The organism is Gemmobacter fulvus (genome assembly GCF_018798885.1).
GTDB classification, from domain to species: Bacteria; Pseudomonadota; Alphaproteobacteria; order Rhodobacterales; family Rhodobacteraceae; genus Gemmobacter; species Gemmobacter fulvus.
This window is the reverse complement of the sequence record NZ_CP076361.1, coordinates 1,337,828-1,352,689: the sequence shown is the minus strand read 5'-3', so window position 1 is coordinate 1,352,689 and position 14,862 is coordinate 1,337,828. Positions and strand designations below refer to the sequence as shown.

15 protein-coding genes are annotated in these 14,862 nt (G+C 63.6%); 8 read left to right on the top strand and 7 right to left on the bottom strand.

The window, feature by feature from the left end; genetic code table 11:
* Positions 1-4: 4 nt before the first annotated feature.
* Positions 5-1,297: an acetylornithine deacetylase/succinyl-diaminopimelate desuccinylase family protein gene (locus KM031_RS06675; protein ID WP_215503746.1), complete on the bottom strand. Its 1,293-nt coding sequence runs from the start codon at positions 1,295-1,297 to the stop codon at positions 5-7.
* Between the two features lie 167 nt (positions 1,298-1,464).
* Between KM031_RS06675 and KM031_RS06670 the strand changes: the two genes are divergently transcribed.
* From KM031_RS06670 to KM031_RS06645, 6 genes are read left to right on the top strand one after another with little or no spacing between them, the layout of a single operon-like run.
* Complete coding sequence (locus tag KM031_RS06670; protein ID WP_215503745.1) at positions 1,465-2,538, top strand: coiled-coil domain-containing protein; 1,074 nt, start codon at positions 1,465-1,467, stop codon at positions 2,536-2,538.
* Positions 2,539-3,684, top strand: a complete 1,146-nt coding sequence (locus KM031_RS06665; RefSeq protein ID WP_260692121.1) for a hypothetical protein — start codon at positions 2,539-2,541, stop codon at positions 3,682-3,684.
* Between the two features lie 2 nt (positions 3,685-3,686).
* A complete protein-coding gene (locus KM031_RS06660; protein ID WP_215503744.1) occupies positions 3,687-5,612 on the top strand; it encodes an AAA family ATPase in 1,926 nt (641 codons plus the stop codon).
* On the top strand, positions 5,609-6,979 hold the full coding sequence (locus tag KM031_RS06655) for a DUF6638 family protein (protein ID WP_215503743.1): 1,371 nt from the start codon (positions 5,609-5,611) through the stop codon (positions 6,977-6,979). Before KM031_RS06660 ends, KM031_RS06655 begins: the two co-directional genes overlap by 4 nt.
* Complete coding sequence (locus KM031_RS06650; protein WP_215503742.1) at positions 6,976-7,242, top strand: hypothetical protein; 267 nt, start codon at positions 6,976-6,978, stop codon at positions 7,240-7,242. Before KM031_RS06655 ends, KM031_RS06650 begins: the two co-directional genes overlap by 4 nt.
* An 11-nt stretch (positions 7,243-7,253) precedes the next feature.
* Complete coding sequence (locus tag KM031_RS06645; protein WP_215503741.1) at positions 7,254-7,910, top strand: DUF1523 family protein; 657 nt, start codon at positions 7,254-7,256, stop codon at positions 7,908-7,910.
* A gap of 213 nt (positions 7,911-8,123) precedes the next feature.
* Here KM031_RS06645 and pheT read toward each other — a convergent pair whose 3' ends face one another.
* The 4 genes from pheT to mobA all read right to left on the bottom strand — a co-directional run bounded on the left by pheT (position 8,124) and on the right by mobA (position 12,886).
* Positions 8,124-10,541, bottom strand: coding sequence for a phenylalanine--tRNA ligase subunit beta (pheT, locus tag KM031_RS06640; protein WP_215503740.1), 2,418 nt, complete (start codon positions 10,539-10,541; stop codon positions 8,124-8,126).
* Positions 10,542-10,845: 304 nt separating this feature from the next.
* Positions 10,846-11,448 carry a GNAT family N-acetyltransferase gene (locus KM031_RS06635; RefSeq protein ID WP_215503739.1) on the bottom strand — a complete coding sequence of 201 codons (603 nt, stop codon included), beginning with the start codon at positions 11,446-11,448 and terminating at the stop codon, positions 10,846-10,848.
* Positions 11,445-12,293, bottom strand: coding sequence for a molybdopterin guanine dinucleotide synthesis (locus KM031_RS06630; protein WP_215503738.1), 849 nt, complete (start codon positions 12,291-12,293; stop codon positions 11,445-11,447). Before KM031_RS06630 ends, KM031_RS06635 begins: the two co-directional genes overlap by 4 nt.
* Complete coding sequence (gene mobA / locus KM031_RS06625; protein ID WP_215503737.1) at positions 12,290-12,886, bottom strand: molybdenum cofactor guanylyltransferase MobA; 597 nt, start codon at positions 12,884-12,886, stop codon at positions 12,290-12,292. The genes KM031_RS06630 and mobA overlap by 4 nt, the downstream gene beginning before the upstream one ends.
* Positions 12,887-12,979: 93 nt before the next feature.
* On the opposite strand from mobA, the gene KM031_RS06620 reads away from it, so the two are divergent.
* Both KM031_RS06620 and KM031_RS06615 read left to right on the top strand, forming a co-directional pair.
* Positions 12,980-13,678 (top strand): AzlC family ABC transporter permease, encoded by a 699-nt coding sequence (locus KM031_RS06620; protein WP_215503736.1) that lies wholly within the window; start codon positions 12,980-12,982, stop codon positions 13,676-13,678.
* Positions 13,679-13,693: 15 nt separating this feature from the next.
* Entirely contained in the window at positions 13,694-14,023 is a 330-nt protein-coding gene (locus tag KM031_RS06615) for an AzlD domain-containing protein (protein ID WP_215503969.1), read from the top strand.
* Here KM031_RS06615 and KM031_RS06610 read toward each other — a convergent pair whose 3' ends face one another.
* Together KM031_RS06610 and KM031_RS06605 are read right to left on the bottom strand one after the other, a co-directional pair.
* The gene (locus KM031_RS06610; RefSeq protein ID WP_215503735.1) at positions 14,024-14,653 is read right to left on the bottom strand and encodes a hypothetical protein; all 630 of its coding nucleotides are present in this window, start codon (positions 14,651-14,653) and stop codon (positions 14,024-14,026) included.
* 62 nt (positions 14,654-14,715) lie between these two features.
* Entirely contained in the window at positions 14,716-14,850 is a 135-nt protein-coding gene (locus KM031_RS06605) for an aa3-type cytochrome c oxidase subunit IV (protein ID WP_215503734.1), read from the bottom strand.
* Positions 14,851-14,862: the final 12 nt, after the last annotated feature.

Genomic DNA, 14,862 nt, shown 5'->3' with positions numbered 1-14,862 from the left:
GCGCCTAGCGGGCAGCGACCGGCGGCAACAGATCGGCCAGGACCAGCGCCATCACCAGGGCGCTGTCTTCCATATCCTGCACCCCCACCCATTCATCGGGCTGATGCGCCAGATGCAGCAGGCCAGGACCATAGGCGATGCAGTTCTTCAACCGCCCGATCCGGTCGATATGCTTCTGGTCATAAGTGCCGGGCGAGACCACAAAATCCGCCACTTGTCCCAGCACCCGCTCGATGGCCGCAGCGGTAGAGCGGACAATCGGCGCATCCTGTGCGGTCATTGTCGGCTGCACCTCGAACAGATCGCGAATGGCATAGTCAAAGCCCGCGCGCTGGGCCTTCAGCCCGTCGAGCAGGCCGGTGACTTCGGCCTTCACCTCGGCAATATCCTCTTCGATCAGATAACGCCGGTCCAGAATGATCCGGCAGCGGTCTGCCACGCAGGGGGCGGGCAGGCCGGTATAGCCCGGTTCCGGCTCCGGCTCGCCGCCATGGATCGAATTGATGTTCAGCGTCGATTGCCGCGCGCCCTCGGGCACCACTGGCATGGCGGTGCGTTTGGTGGCGAGATGCGGGTAAAGCCTGTCCTCGATTTCGGCCAGCACCGCGCCCATGTGGCGGATGGCGCTGTCGCCCAGAAAGGGCATCGACCCATGCGCAATGCGGCCCTTGGTTTCCACCTCGGCCCACCAGACGCCGCGATGGCCAAGGCAGATGCGGTCCTTGTGCAGCGGTTCGGGGATAATGACATGCTGCACCCGGTCGGGGTCGAACCAGCCCTGCTGCGCCAGATAGGCAACGCCGCCAAAACCGCCCGATTCTTCATCCGCCGTGGCGCTGATCTCGATGGCACCGGAAAATTCGGGGCAGCTGGCCAGAAACGCCTCAGCCGCGATGACCGAGGCGGCCAGCCCGCCCTTCATGTCACAGGCGCCACGGCCATAGATGCGGCCATCCTCCAGCGCACCACCGAACGGCGCGCGGGTCCAGCCATGGCCGACCTCGACCACATCATGGTGGCTGTTGAAATGCACACAGTCGCCGGGGGCGGTGCCCTCACGCCGCGCCACCATGTTCCAGCGCGGATGAGCGTCACTGTCGCCCGGCGCGCCTTCGGCCCGGACCAGCGCCACGACAAAGCCCTGCGCCGACAGGCGATCTGCCAGATAGTCGCAGATCTCGCGGTAGTTCAGCCCCGGCGGGTTCAGCGTCGGGATGCGGATCAGGTCTTGCGTCAGCGCGATCAGGCTGTCGCGGCGGGCGCGGATTTCGGCGGTCAGACGGGCGGTGATGTCCATGCCGCAAGCCTAACGTCACCGCCCCCAGAATGAAATTGCATTTTCGGCGCGACCGTCGCAGGCTTGCCCCATCCGGCGCGGCAGAGGCGCGCTTTTTTTCGGTTGGCGCACTGGCACGATGCCAATACCGCGCACATATGTGAATAGAATTTACTTCGGGGGAAGCAATGTCCGACTTTGAAACCCAGATTGCCGAAAGCCAGAAACAGGTGGCCGAGGCGCAGGCGCGCATTTCGGCGGTGACCAACCGGATCGAGACGGCGCGCGAAAAGATCGCGGCAGGCGAAACCGCCATCGACATTGAAAATGCCACTTTGGAAGATGTGCACAAACACACCGATCTGATGAATGCGAATATCGCCGAACTCATCATGGGTCTGGATGATGTGACGGCGGGATTTACCGAGGATTTCAACGAGCTTCGGTCAAAAACCACGATGGAAAGCGTGATCGGCTTCTTTTCCTCGGCCAAATCGGAATCGATGCGGCAGGAACGGCTGCGCGGCGCTTCGATCGACGACAAGTTGCAGGATCTGATTGCCAAGTCCGATGTGATCGTCAAGCTGCTGCAAAGCCAGCTTGATCTGTTGAACACGCAGAAAACCAAGGTCGAAACCAATCTGGTCTCGACGCTGGATGAACGCGAGGCCACGGTTGCCGCGCTGGAATCCGTGCGCGCCGAGATCATCGCGCTGGATCCGAAAGTGATCGAGTTGGAAAACAAGATCGCGGTGGAACAGGACGCCGCCGCCCGCACCAAGCTTGAAACCGAACTGGCCAATTTGAACACGCGCTATAATGCGCTGGTGCAGGATGAGCAGGTCAAACTGGCGAAAAGCCAGACGCTGGAGCGGTATATCGAAAAGGGCAAGACCTGGGTCGACAGTCTGCAAAATCAGGCGGCGACCCAGATGGTGCTGATCAACAAGCTGCAAACCGACACCAAGCAGCGTGTGGTGCTGTATGATGCGCTGACCTCCAGCCTGAAAACCGCGCAGCAGCAGGATGTGGCGCACCGGATCAACGAAATCGGCGTGAAAACCGATCAGGAGGCGCAGGCCGCCATGGCCGCCATCGGGGCCGCAACCAATGACAAGATGGCCGATATGCTGGAGGCGCACGAAGGCCACATGGTCTTTGCCCGCCAGATTCTGGAGGCCAAGGCCAAGGCCGATGAACGCTTTGCCCGCCGCTTTGCCACCATCGTCGAGAAACACGACAAGAACCAGTATGGGGCATAAGTGGCCGGGCCGGACAATGCGGATGGGGTGAAGCAGGCGCTGGTGAATGACCACGCGCCGCTGTCGGACAGCTTCATCGCGCGGCGCTATTTCGCCAAGTTCGACCGGATCACCGGCCATCTGGCGCGGGTTGCCGCGGAATTCGAGGTCGAGGGGCGGCTGTCGCGGCTGGAGGCGCGGGTGCTGGGGTCTTATGTCACCCGGCTGTCGGCCACGTTTCGCGCGCTCAGCTACAAATACCTGATGACCGGCCGGGTGGAGGGGCCTTTGCCCGGACAGCCGACCTTTGACCGGCACGAAAGCGGCTTTCCCATCGCGCAAGAGCTGATGGTGATGGCGGTGGATGCGCAGCAGGCCGACAAACATCTGGCGGGCATGGCCTCGGAAACCGAGCTGAAAGACCGCATGGTGCGGCAGATCGTGGGTGATCTGACCATTCCGGGCAAATTGCAATTCGCGCTGTCGCAGCGGCTCTATTATCAGGCCTTGCAGGCGGGCGGGCTGTTCTGGGCGCGCAACGATCCCGATGCGCAATGGATCGCGGATGCGGGCACCCGCCGTCGTTATCTGGTGCATTGGGCGGTCTATGACACGCAGGCCAATCTGCCGATTGTCTATCTGCTGGAGCTGGAGGACAGCGGCAAACGTCCCTTGCCCAATGATGCGAACCGCTGGCCACAGGCGCAGGCGCATCTGATGGCGCAGAGCCTTGCCGGGTTGAAACTGCTGACGGTGGCGCAGGGGTTTGACACCGATTTCGACGATCTGCACCCGAAACGCCTGCGCCGCATCACGCTGGGGCCGATGTATTCGCATGAATACACGCTGCAATCCGGCCCGATCTCGGCGGTGCTGGCCAATGCCAAGGCCCCGGCGGGCGAGGATTGGGCCTTGGTCTGGACAGTGGAAGATCTGGTGTCCGACCGGGTGGAGCAGGTCAAGGACGGCTGGTTTTCCAGTGCGGAGCGGCAGATCTATCAACTCGCCTCCGTGGGCGGGGCCGACAGTGGCACCACCCGCACCGAACGGATGATCATTCTGCCCGAACGCCCCTATCAGGCGCTGGCCGAACTTGACCCACCCGGCTTTGCCTCGGTGCGAAAATTTGTTGTAGGCGCGGGCGGGCGCCTGATTCCGGCGAGGTAGCCATGACCACACGCGACACGATGGAACTGAAGGAAGAGGCGATCCGCAGCCATTACGCGGCGGCGCTGGGCCTGTTGACCGGCTTTGATCATGCGCCCCGCCTTGGCACCGCCAGTGCCGCGCCACAGGCCGAAGCCTCGCCCGGCATCGGCACCCGGCCGCGTTTCCGCTCCACCACGCCCGGCCTTGTCACCCGCTCCACCGCCCGGCCCGGCGGGGTGCGGCTGATGGAGCGGATCGGCGCTCTGGGCGACGGGCTGGTGACGCCGCTTCAGGCGCAGGCCATGGGGGCGCTGCGCCGCGCGCTGGCGATTGCGCTGGCGATGGGCGAAAGTTTTGCACAGGCCACCGCGCTGGCCGAGCTGAAAAAGGCCAATCTCGAAGCGCGTTTGCCCGAACCGCGCCGGGCCGAATTTTCCGATCTGCTGGCGGCCGAGGCGCTGATCGTGCTACATGCCTTTGGCAATGCCACCGCATTTCTGCTGGCCCCACATCTGGGCGAGACGAGTGTGGAGATCGGCACGGTGGACGAAATCCTGACCGACAACGCCCCGCTCGCCCTGCAAGGGGCGCTGTGGGAACTGGATCAGGACATCGCGCGCCATGCCACCGACGAGCCGCGCCTGATTGCCACGCTCGCCGCCTTTGCCGAGGCGCTGATGATCCGCATCGCCGCCCGCGCCGAAACCACACCCGCCACAGCGCCCTATGCCGGGGCCAGCTGGCGGATCGAGGCGGATGGCCTGACGCTGTCGGGCTTTGCGCCGGCGCGCGCGGCCAAAGGCAGCACCCTGACCATGCAGTTCAAGAAACCGACCGAGGTGGTCGGCAATCACATCGCCAAATATCAGGCGATGCGGCTGGCCAAGATGCTGATGGCCTATGATTTTGACCGGAAGCTGAACCCCTTTGCCGAATTGGGCGGCTTCATCTTCACCTTCATGGGCGATGGCAAGCCGGGCACCGGCAAAACCACCCTGATCCAGATGATGGCGGGTTTGCTGCATGGCTATTGCCAGACTGCGGGTTATCCCTTCCGCTATCAGAACTTCTCGATTGATCAGATTGACAGTTATCAGGGCAAATCGGGGCAGAACGCCAAGGCCTTCATCACCAATATCATCGACCCGGCGGTGATTGCCTTTGGCACGATTGACGACATCGACCAGATCGCCGGCAAACGCGGCGACCGCCAGTCCAGCGCCGGGCAGCAAGAGGTGACGGCGGTGTTCATGGAGGCCTTTGCCGGGGCGAATACCGTGGTGCGCGGCAATTGCACCTTCGGCATGTTCTCCAACTTCCCGGAAAATGTGGATGATGCGCTGCGCCAGAGGGCGGGCGCGCGCTTTCTGGTGGATGGCCCGCAAAGCCGCGAGGATTACATCGACATCCTGTCGCTGCTGCTGGGCAAGAACCACACCATCCCGCTGGGAGACCACGATCTTTTTGCCGCGCAGGAAATCAAGCGCGCAGTTGCGGCCAGCTTTGAAAGCCACGCCCGCCCGCAGGAAGAGGGGCTGGTGAAGGTCTGGGATCAGACCGCCCGCGACCTTGGTCCGCTGGATACGATTGCGAAGCTCGGCGCCTATCTCAAGGCGATCCAGCAGGCCGACGACCGCTTTACCGGGCGCGCGATCAAGAACATCACCGATGCGGTGAAGGTGCGCGCGATGGATTTCGAACTGCCGGATGAGTGGATGGACCAGCCCGACCTGTTCCTGTTCAAACCCTATGATGACAAGCTGGCGATGATCCGCAGCCTGATGACGCCGATCACCGTGGATATGGTGGTGCAGGAAATCAACCGCTATGCGGATTCCGAATTCCGCTATGCCGATAAATCGGACGAAGTGGCGATTGCAGGCATGGTGCGCGATATGGGCCGGATGGAAGCGGCCAAGCGGCGGTTTGTGGAGGGGCGCGGGTGAAACGCCTTATCACCAAAGGCCTGATGTTCGGCAATCTGATCGAGGTCTCGTCACCCGCGCTGGTGGAGCGTTATAACCGCGCGCTGCAACATCTGACGGGCAAGACCACCACGCTCAGTGATTTTCACATCGACATTTCCGGTTATTCACCGGAAGTCGGGGATGAGCTGGGCGATGATCTGTATCTCAACCCGAATGGCTGCAACCGGCAGTTCATCCTGCTGACCACGGCGCAGAAAACTGCGCCGCTGCTGCATATCAAATTCTCTACCTCGCGCGGGATTCTGGAGCAGTTCATCACCGCCAACGAGGCACAGCTGTTTGCGCTGACCGCCCGCGATGCGGTTGCAGGGGAACTGGCGAACAGCGTCTATGAGGTCTCGACCCCGGCCAAGCTGTTTGACATCCGCAAGATCACGGTCGAGGCGGATACGATCGGCGCGCATGTGCGCGATGCCACCAAACTCGCCGGGCTGATCGACCGCTTCCGGCGCGAGCCGGACGCCTGGCGCGATGATCTGCTGATTGCCGAGATGATCGGACTTGCCAAAAAGACCGGCGATGTGACGCGGGTGCCGATTGCCTTGCCCGCCATGGGGTTCGAACAGCCGAATTTCTGGACCTCGCATTTTGGCGGCATCTACATCTTTCGGGCGTTGCGCTATCCGGGGGTGATTGCCACGCTGCCGAAACAGAGCCTCGGGGCGGTGCCGGTTGCGCCGGTGATGGACCTGCGCGACCGCAACGAAATCGCCGACTGGCTGGAGCGCAACGAGTTGGCGGAACCCATCGTGCAGGCGCGCGGCACCGATGTGGCGGCGATCCTGCGGCAGAAGATGGATTTCATTCTGGTCGATGCGGCGGATGCGCTGAACCTTGATCTCGGCTCGGCCACGCGCAGCGACCTGCGCAAGATTGCGCACCGGCTGGGCGCAGGGCTGCCGGAGGAATTTCTGGGCCTTGCCGCCCTGCTGCGCTGGGTGGAAGGGGCGGGCGAATGGCCGCGCATCACCTCGGAACATCCGGCGTATTTTTACACGCTGCGGGCGCGGGCGGGCAAGGACCGCGATCTGGTGAACATGCTGCTGGCAGAGCTGGCGCCGCTGGATGTGCGGCAGATGTATATCACGCATAAAGAGCTGTTTTACGCCAGCTATGCCCGCTGGTCAGAGCGCAAACGCCAATATGTCGCGGATTTTCTGGAGCGGGAGTATATGGTGGACCGGCAGGGCGCGCGCGAGGCCCTGTTCGGACCGGAGCCTGCCATGGACGAAACCCACAGACCGGAACTGCGCGACGGGCCAAGGCCCGCGCATGATCTTGTGCAGGCCGTTGGCCCATGGGGCGCGGTCAGGGGGCGGCGATGATTGCGATCCTGCGGGCCTGGGCGCTGGCCTTTGTGCTGCTGACATTGCTTTATTGGTTGCTGCGCATCTATTTCCGCTCGACCCGCCGCGAGGCACTGGAAAAACGCTATGATGCCGGGGGTGTGGAGGGGCCGCGGGATGCCTATATCGAAGCAGGGATGCGCGATTACGGAAAAAGCCTGAAACTGAAACTGATCTGGCTTGTTTACATCCTGCCGATGACGGCAATCGCTGTGACGATCTATTTTGTGAATTACGACTGAGGAGTGTCCCGATGTGGACCTATATCAAATGGGGTATCCGGCTGACAGTGTTGGCGGTGGTGCTGGCCTTCCTGCACTATACCCTGCCGCAGCGCGATATCGTGCGGATCACCGGCACCTATAACCGGCTGACCGAGGTGGGGGCGAATTCCATCTTTTACGCCTCGCCCGACAGCGGCACCACAACAACGACGGTGGACCGTCGGGATATCCGGTTCATCGAGGCGGTGTTTCCCGATGGTGACGTGATGGTCTATCGCAACGAGGATACCGGCTGGATCTGGCCGCCCTATTTCAAATATGACAGTTCCAACCTTCAGGCCGAGGCGAAGAACCTTGAAAGCCCGAAAGAGACACCGCAATGGGTTGCCGTGACCCATTATGGCTGGCGTATGCCGATTTTCTCGATTTACCCCAACGCGGTAAAAGTGCGTGCGGTCGAAGGGCCGGATGTGCGGCTGATCCCCTGGGTGAGCATCATCGTGCTGGGCATGCTGGGGCTGGCGCTGTTGATGCTGCGGCGCATGTGGCTGCAATTCCGCGAGCGGATGATCGACCCTGCAGTGGATGATCTGAACAATACACTGGATGCGGTGGATGCCCGCGCCGATGCTGCGCGCGACAAGGCGCGTGGCTTCTGGGGGCGGATGTTCGGGCGCAAACCCTGAGACGGGAAGCGTTTGCCGTGGGCATCGAGCCCCCGGCAAACGCGGCCGCAGCGGCGGCCTTGGCGCTTATGTCAGAATGTGGTGCGGCGGCTGCTTGCAGATGAGTATTTGAACAAAGTGCAAGTTGCAGGGATTTGCATTTTGTCCAAATACTCAAACCGTGACCTTGCCGGATGGGCAACGGATGAGGGGGGCGCTGTCGCCCCCCTTTGCTTATTTGCGCAGGCTGCCGCCGGTGGCCTTGCTGACCTTTTCGACCACCTTGGCGGACACGGCCTCGATCTCGGCCTCGGTCAGCGTCTTGTCCTGCGGTTGCAGGCGCAGGGTGATGGCGATGGATTTCTTGCCGACACCCATCTGCGCCTCGGCCTTGTCGCCGGTAAACTGATCGAACACCCGCACGGCGGCGATCAGCGCCTTGTCCGCGCCCTGGGCTGCGTTGACCAGAGTCAGAGCTTCGACCTGGGCATCCACGACAAAGGAGAAATCGCGGTCCACCGCTTGCAGATCCGACAGGGTCAGCGCGGGGCGCGTCGGGGTTTTCACCTTGGGCATCGGCACATTGGCGACAAGCACAGTGAAGGCCACGGCCGGGCCTTTCACATCCAGCGCTGCCAGAACGCGCGGGTGAACCTCGCCAAAGCTGGCCATGACATTCGGCCCGAGGCCGATCACGCCCGACCGGCCGGGATGCCACCAGCCCGCGACCTTGCGGGTGATCTGCACTTTGGCGGGGGCGCCGAGGGCGGCCAGCACCGCTTCGGCATCGGCCTTGGCGTCGAACAGATCGACAGGGCGGCGCGAGCCATAGGGATCGCGCGCGGCAGAGGCGCCGATCAGCAGGCCGGTGGCTTGCAGCGCCTGTTCGCCCGGCTCGCCGCCGACAAAGACCGGGCCGACCTCGAACAGGGCGAGATCGGCAAAGCCGCGTGCCTGATTGCGGGCCGCGGCGCGCAGCAGGCCGGGCAGCAGATCGGGGCGCAGATGCGACATTTCCGACGAGATCGGATTGTCGATGCGCACAGCATCACTGCCGCCGCCGAACAGGGTGGCGGCGGTCTGGTCGATGAAGCTGTAGGTGACACATTCATTGTATCCCAGCGCCGCAATCTGCCGCCGCGCCGCCCTTTCGCGGGTTTGCAGCGGCGTCAGGATCGGGCGCGGCACGCCCGGCAGCGCGCGGGCCATCGGTTTGCCGACCAATTTCGACAGCGATGCGACGCGGGCCACCTCTTCCACCAGATCGGCGCTGCCCAGCACATCGGGGCGCCAGGTCGGCGGTGTCACCTGATTGCCCTCCAGTGTGAAGCCCAGTGCCGCAAGGGTGGCGCGTTGCTCGGCTTCGGGGATGTCCATGCCGACGAGGCTGACCACACGCGCGGGATCGAGCGTGTAGCTGCGCGTCGTGTCGGGCACGGTGCCATCCACCACCAGATCGGAGGCTTCGCCGCCGCACAGCTCCAGCACCATCTGCGTTGCCAGATCCAGCCCCGGCAGGGTGAAGGCCGGATCGACGCCGCGTTCAAAGCGGTAGCGCGCATCGGAATTGATCCGCAGGGCGCGGCCCGTGGTGGCAATGGTGATCGGATCCCAGAAGGCGGATTCCAGGAACACATCCACGGTGGTTTCGTCACAGCCGGTCGTCTCGCCACCCATGATGCCAGCCAAGCTTTCCGGCCCGGTATCATCCGAGATCAGCATCATGCCGGGGGCGAGCGTATAGGTCTTGCCATCCAGCGCCAGCAGCGTTTCGCCGCCTTCGGCCGGATGAATGCGCAGATCGCCCTGCACCTTGGCCATGTCGAACACATGCAGCGGGCGGTTGAGCCCGAAGGTGAAGTAGTTGGTGATGTCCACCAGCGTGGAAATCGGGCGCAGGCCGATGGCTTTCAGCCGCGCGGCCAGCCAGTCCGGCGAGGGGCCGTTCTTCACGCCCCGGATCACCCGGCCTGCGAAAACCGGGCAGCCCTTGGTCTTGAGCGCCGGGTCGATTGTCACCTTGATCGGTGCCGGGAAGGCGGCGGTGATCTGCGGCACTTCCAGCGGTTTCAGTGTGCCAAGACCGCGCGCTGCCAGATCGCGGGCCAGACCGCGCACGCCCAGACCATCGGGGCGGTTAGGGGTGATCTTCACATAGATCATCGGGTCATTCAGACCCTTGTAGTCAATGAAGCGCACGCCCACCGGCGCATCTTCGGGCAGATCAATGATGCCGTTGTGATCGTCTGACAGCTCCAGCTCGCGTTCCGAGCAGAGCATGCCGTTGCTGTCGACGCCGCGGATATTGCCGGGTTTCAAGTCGACCCCGGTTCCGGGCACATGGGTGCCGGTGGGGGCGAACACACCCACCAGCCCGGTGCGGGCATTGGGCGCGCCGCAGACCACCTGAATTTCTTCCATCGCGCCATCCGGCCCGTTCGGCCAGGTTGCCACGCGGCAGACGCGCAGCCGGTCGGCATTGGGGTGCTGCACCGCTTCGATCACCCGACAGATGCGAAAGGCACCCAGGCTGTCCTCGGGGTTCTGCACCTCTTCGACCTCGTGGCCAAGGTCGGTCAGTGCATAGAGGATCTCGTCCAGCGGTGCGGTGGTATCGAGATGATCCTTCAACCAGGACAGGGTGAATTTCATGGCATGGCCCTCGGGAATTGCAGCAGCAGTCAGCGCCTTGGCCTTAGCGCATCGGGGCGGAAAGGGGAAGGGCAGGGCGGGCTGGTTCGGGGGCGCTTTGGGGCAGCGCAGTTTCCAACCGGGAAACGGGCTGTTGCGGAAGTTATTAACAGAAACTTAACCATTAAGGTCAAATTGTGTTGTAAAAGCGGCCTATGGAACATTGGCTCGACATCCCGCAAGACCGGCTGCAACCGCAACCCCAGCGCCTCGCGCTGATGATGGGGCTGATGGCCTTGATGTATCTGAAACTGGTTGGCGGCGTCTAATCCGCGCCGTCGGTCTGATCCAGCTCGCGGATCATCGTTGTGGCGGATGCAAAGCCGAACGCATGGCGCAAAATGCCCAGTTCATCGCGCCGCAACACCGTAAACCCTAATCTTTCATATAGTTTTCGCGCGCGCAGGTTGGTGTCGATCACCTCCAGCCGCACGACGGAATAGCCGCGCGCGGCGGCTTCGGCGCACAGGGCTTGCACCAATGCGGCCCCCACACCATGCCCGCGATGGTTGTGTGAGACGCAGATGCCATCCACCAGAAAGCGGTGGTTATCAACCTCCCGGTTGAGTAGTGCGAGAAGTCCTAAGCGCCAGATTGCGCCAATTGTGCCATAAATTTGCCTCATGTCTTTCCAGCCGCCGTCGGCAAATGCGCCATTTGGGGTCTTGAACCCGGCCATGCCGATCATGGCCTCGCCCTCCAGCGCGATGATCACATGGTCGGCCTGGATCACGCGTTCCAGATAGGCGAGCGCCTTGGCCTCGGGGCCCATGACACGGCCCAGCTTGCCGCCGAAGGCCTCCCAATACAGCAATGCGGCAGTCTTGCGGTGAGAGTTGGGCAGGCCCAGATGCAGGGTCACATTCATGCGGCGGCCCGTTGCAAGGCGGCGGCATGGCCTGCGCCGAGGATCCAGCCCTCTTCCTGACAGACAGAATCAGGGGCATCGGCCAGCAGGGCGGCCAGCTGCCCGGAGTGTGACAGCTGCCACAGCGCGCGCGCCAGAAGCCGCACCTGTGCGCGGTCCTTGATCGTTTCTCCCTGTGCCATCGCCTCGGTAATGCGGTGGCCCAGCAGTGATGGATAGACTTCGGTCAGCACCACACGGGCCGGGGGGTGAAACGGCCAGACGCTGATCCCCGGCCGGGGGGCCAGACGTGCGATCATCGGCAGGCCCATCAGGCTTTGCGATCCGACAGAGCCGGTGGTGAACAGCTTCCACACCGGCTGTGCCCGTGGCACCGCCTGTTCCACCCGACGCCGTTCCGGCAGGCCGAGCCGCGCGTAATCGACCGTCTTGCGCGGCGGCAGGTCGGGCAGGTCCAGCGTTGCCGGACGGCCCCAGAACGGGCCGCCGCCAAACTGCCGGTTGATCGCGGCGGCAATGGCAAAGCGGTTGTTGCGGTTGTCCGGGCCATCACTGATCTGGTCTGCCAGCCAGTGCCAGACCGCGCTTGCCGCAGCGTGGCCCGTCAGGCGCGCGGCAAAACCGGCTGGATAGCCCATCGGAAAATCAAAGCCGATCAACCAGCGCCCGGTTGCGCAAAGGGCCGTAAGAGCCGCTTCGGCCCCGGCGCGGGTGCGGTGATACTGCGTGGTTTCGCCGTCGGGGCCACAGATGCCGATCCAGATCGCATCGGCCGCTTCGCGCGCGGGCGAGGGCTGTGACGCCGCCGACCAATCCACCACCGCGATATGGGGGAAGGGGGTCATGCGCGCAGGGCCGCTTCGGCCTGCGCCAGATCGGCGGGCGTGTTGATATTGCTGAAAGGATCCGGGGTGCCGGTTGGAAACACCGCCTGCGCCGCCGCGTGGCGCGCCGCAAAGGCCATCAGCCGGGCCTGCCCCTCTGCCAGCCATGCCCGCAGATCATCGCGCAGCGCCACCGGCCACAAGGCGAAGGTCGGGTGCTGACGCCCGCCACATTCCGCCACCGCCAGCGCGCCATTGCCCGCCAGCCAAAGGCGCGGCACCAGATCACCGGGAAAGAACGGCGTGTCGACCGCGACAGAGACCACCGCATCCGCGCCCTGCGCCGCCGCCCAGTCCAGCGCGGTCAGAACGCCGGACAGCGGGCCTTGCGACACGTCATCTGCCAGCACCGGCAGGCCGGTAAAGGCAAAACGCGCCGGATCGCCATTGGCCGAAATCGCCAGCGCCGCCACCTGCGGCTCAAGCCGGTCGCGCGCATTCAGCACAAGGGGCTGCCCGGCCAGTCGCAGCAGCGCCTTGTCGGCCCCCGTGCCATCCGCCCCGCCCATGCGCCGCCCCGCACCGCCGGCAAGGATCACTCCGAAGATCTGCACGCACCGCTCCTGATTGCATCCCCCGTGTCAAAGGCCTAAGCCTTGCAGGCCCGTCCGTAAAGCCGGAACACCCTTCCCCTGCCGGAGCAGTCCATGTCCCTGACCCGTGCCGCCTTTTTGCGCGGCAATCTCGCCTCGCTGCCCTTTGCGATTGTCATTCTGCCGTTCGGCGCGCTGTTCGGCGTTGTGGCCACCAACGCGGGCATGAGCGTTGCGGAAACCATGGCGTTTTCCGTCATCGTCATCGCGGGGGCGGCGCAGTTCGCCGCCGTGCAGCTGATGCAGGACGGGGCGCCGTTGCTGATCGTGATCCTGACGGCCACGGCGGTCAATCTGCGCATGGCGATGTATTCCGCCGCGCTGACCCCGCATCTGGGCGCGTCAAAGCTGTGGCAGCGGGCGCTGATCTCCTACTTTCTGGTGGATCAGAGTTATGTCGCGGCGGCGGCAGAGTTTGAGCGGAACCCGCAACAAAGTCTGCCCGAAAAGCTTGCGTTTTTCTTTGGCGCGGTCGTGCCGGTTTGCCCGCTCTGGTATGTGGCAACCTGGGCGGGGGCGACCTTCGGGCGGGCCATTCCGCCGGAATATGCGCTGGATTTCGCGGTCCCCATCGCCTTTCTGGCCATGATCGCGCCGATGCTGCGCACCTCGGCGCATATGGCGGCGGCGGCGGTCTCGGTCGGCGTCACGCTGGCGCTGTGGTGGATGCCCTATTCCAGCGGTCTGCTGGTGGCGGCGGCGGCGGCGATGGCCACGGGCGCGCTTGTTGAAACGCTGACGGAAAAGGCCTGAGCCATGATCCCCGAGATGATCGCAACGAAATGGCAACTCTGGACAGTGATCTTTGGCCTTGGCCTGGGCACGTTTCTGCTGCGCTTTTCGTTTCTGGGCCTGATCGGCAATCGCAATCTGCCGCCTATCGTGCTGAAACTGCTGCGTTATACGCCGATGGCGGTGATCCCGGGCCTTGTTGCGCCCGCAACGCTCTGGCCTGCCGCAACCGGCGGCGAGACCGATGCCGCGCGCCTTGCGGCGGCCTGCGCCACGGTGCTGGTGGGGGTTGTGACACGCAACACCCTCGCCGCGATTGCGGCGGGGGCCATCACCCTGTTCGGCTTGCCGCTGTTGATCGGCTGATCAGAGCGGCGGCTGTTCGTCCAGTCGCGGATCGCCCTTCTGCACCAGAAGCACGCCGTGATTGTCATCGGCATCGTCATCGGTGATTTTGCGTTCGGTCACACCGGGCAGGGTGCGGAAGGCTTCCATGTATTTCTTCGGGAAATAGGTCTGCGGCAGGGTTTCAAAGCCGGGCACGCCTGCCAGAATGTCGGAGATCGAGTTGGTGCAATTGGCCTTGGCCACCGCGCCATACGCCATGGCGCGTTGCAGCACCAGTTCGGCCACCTCGGGCGAGACGATCTTGGTCTGCTCGACCATATGGAACGTCTCACGCGCATGATAGTCGATGTAGAAATCGACCATCTTGTCGGTGATGCCGAAATGCACGTCATTGCGTTCGGCCAGGCGCGGCAATTGCCAGCTTCCGGCCGGGTCGAACATGATGCGCTGCGAGCCGTTGATCATCAGCCCCGAATGCACGCCCGAACCGTTGCGGTTGCTGATCACGGTGAACAAGGTGATCGCGGGCGGGCCGGGATGCACATAACGCGCGGCATTGACCGCCTCTTGCGGTGCCCAGAGCGGTTCTGCCGCCCCGCAGGCAGACAGCGCCGCAACAGCGGCAAGGCACAGGAAATGGCGGCGCATCGGGCGCTCCTCAGGTCAGGGCAAAACAGGAAGGGGCAGAACTCGGCCCGGGCGGGCAGAGATCAGGAATTTGCCAGCGCGAGGAAAATCAGCACGCCTATCGACAGCGCGGCCCCCCAGGTGACTAGCTTGATGAAACCTTCAAAGGTCTTTTCCTGAACCTGGATGTCCATGCTGCCATGTTTATGTTCGGCCATTGCCTGTCTCTC

Bases quoted from the DNA above. Each gene is read 5' to 3' on its own strand.
- KM031_RS06675 (WP_215503746.1), bottom strand. From the start codon at position 1,297: ATGGACATCACCGCCCGTCTGACCGCCGAAATCCGCGCCCGCCGCGAC.
- KM031_RS06670 (WP_215503745.1), top strand. From the start codon at position 1,465: ATGTCCGACTTTGAAACCCAGATTGCCGAAAGCCAGAAACAGGTGGCC.
- KM031_RS06660 (WP_215503744.1), top strand. From the start codon at position 3,687: ATGACCACACGCGACACGATGGAACTGAAGGAAGAGGCGATCCGCAGC.
- KM031_RS06650 (WP_215503742.1), top strand. From the start codon at position 6,976: ATGATTGCGATCCTGCGGGCCTGGGCGCTGGCCTTTGTGCTGCTGACA.
- KM031_RS06645 (WP_215503741.1), top strand. From the start codon at position 7,254: ATGTGGACCTATATCAAATGGGGTATCCGGCTGACAGTGTTGGCGGTG.
- pheT (WP_215503740.1), bottom strand. From the start codon at position 10,541: ATGAAATTCACCCTGTCCTGGTTGAAGGATCATCTCGATACCACCGCA.
- KM031_RS06635 (WP_215503739.1), bottom strand. From the start codon at position 11,448: ATGAATGTGACCCTGCATCTGGGCCTGCCCAACTCTCACCGCAAGACT.
- KM031_RS06630 (WP_215503738.1), bottom strand. From the start codon at position 12,293: ATGACCCCCTTCCCCCATATCGCGGTGGTGGATTGGTCGGCGGCGTCA.
- KM031_RS06620 (WP_215503736.1), top strand. From the start codon at position 12,980: ATGTCCCTGACCCGTGCCGCCTTTTTGCGCGGCAATCTCGCCTCGCTG.
- KM031_RS06615 (WP_215503969.1), top strand. From the start codon at position 13,694: ATGATCGCAACGAAATGGCAACTCTGGACAGTGATCTTTGGCCTTGGC.
- KM031_RS06610 (WP_215503735.1), bottom strand. From the start codon at position 14,653: ATGCGCCGCCATTTCCTGTGCCTTGCCGCTGTTGCGGCGCTGTCTGCC.
- KM031_RS06605 (WP_215503734.1), bottom strand. From the start codon at position 14,850: ATGGCCGAACATAAACATGGCAGCATGGACATCCAGGTTCAGGAAAAG.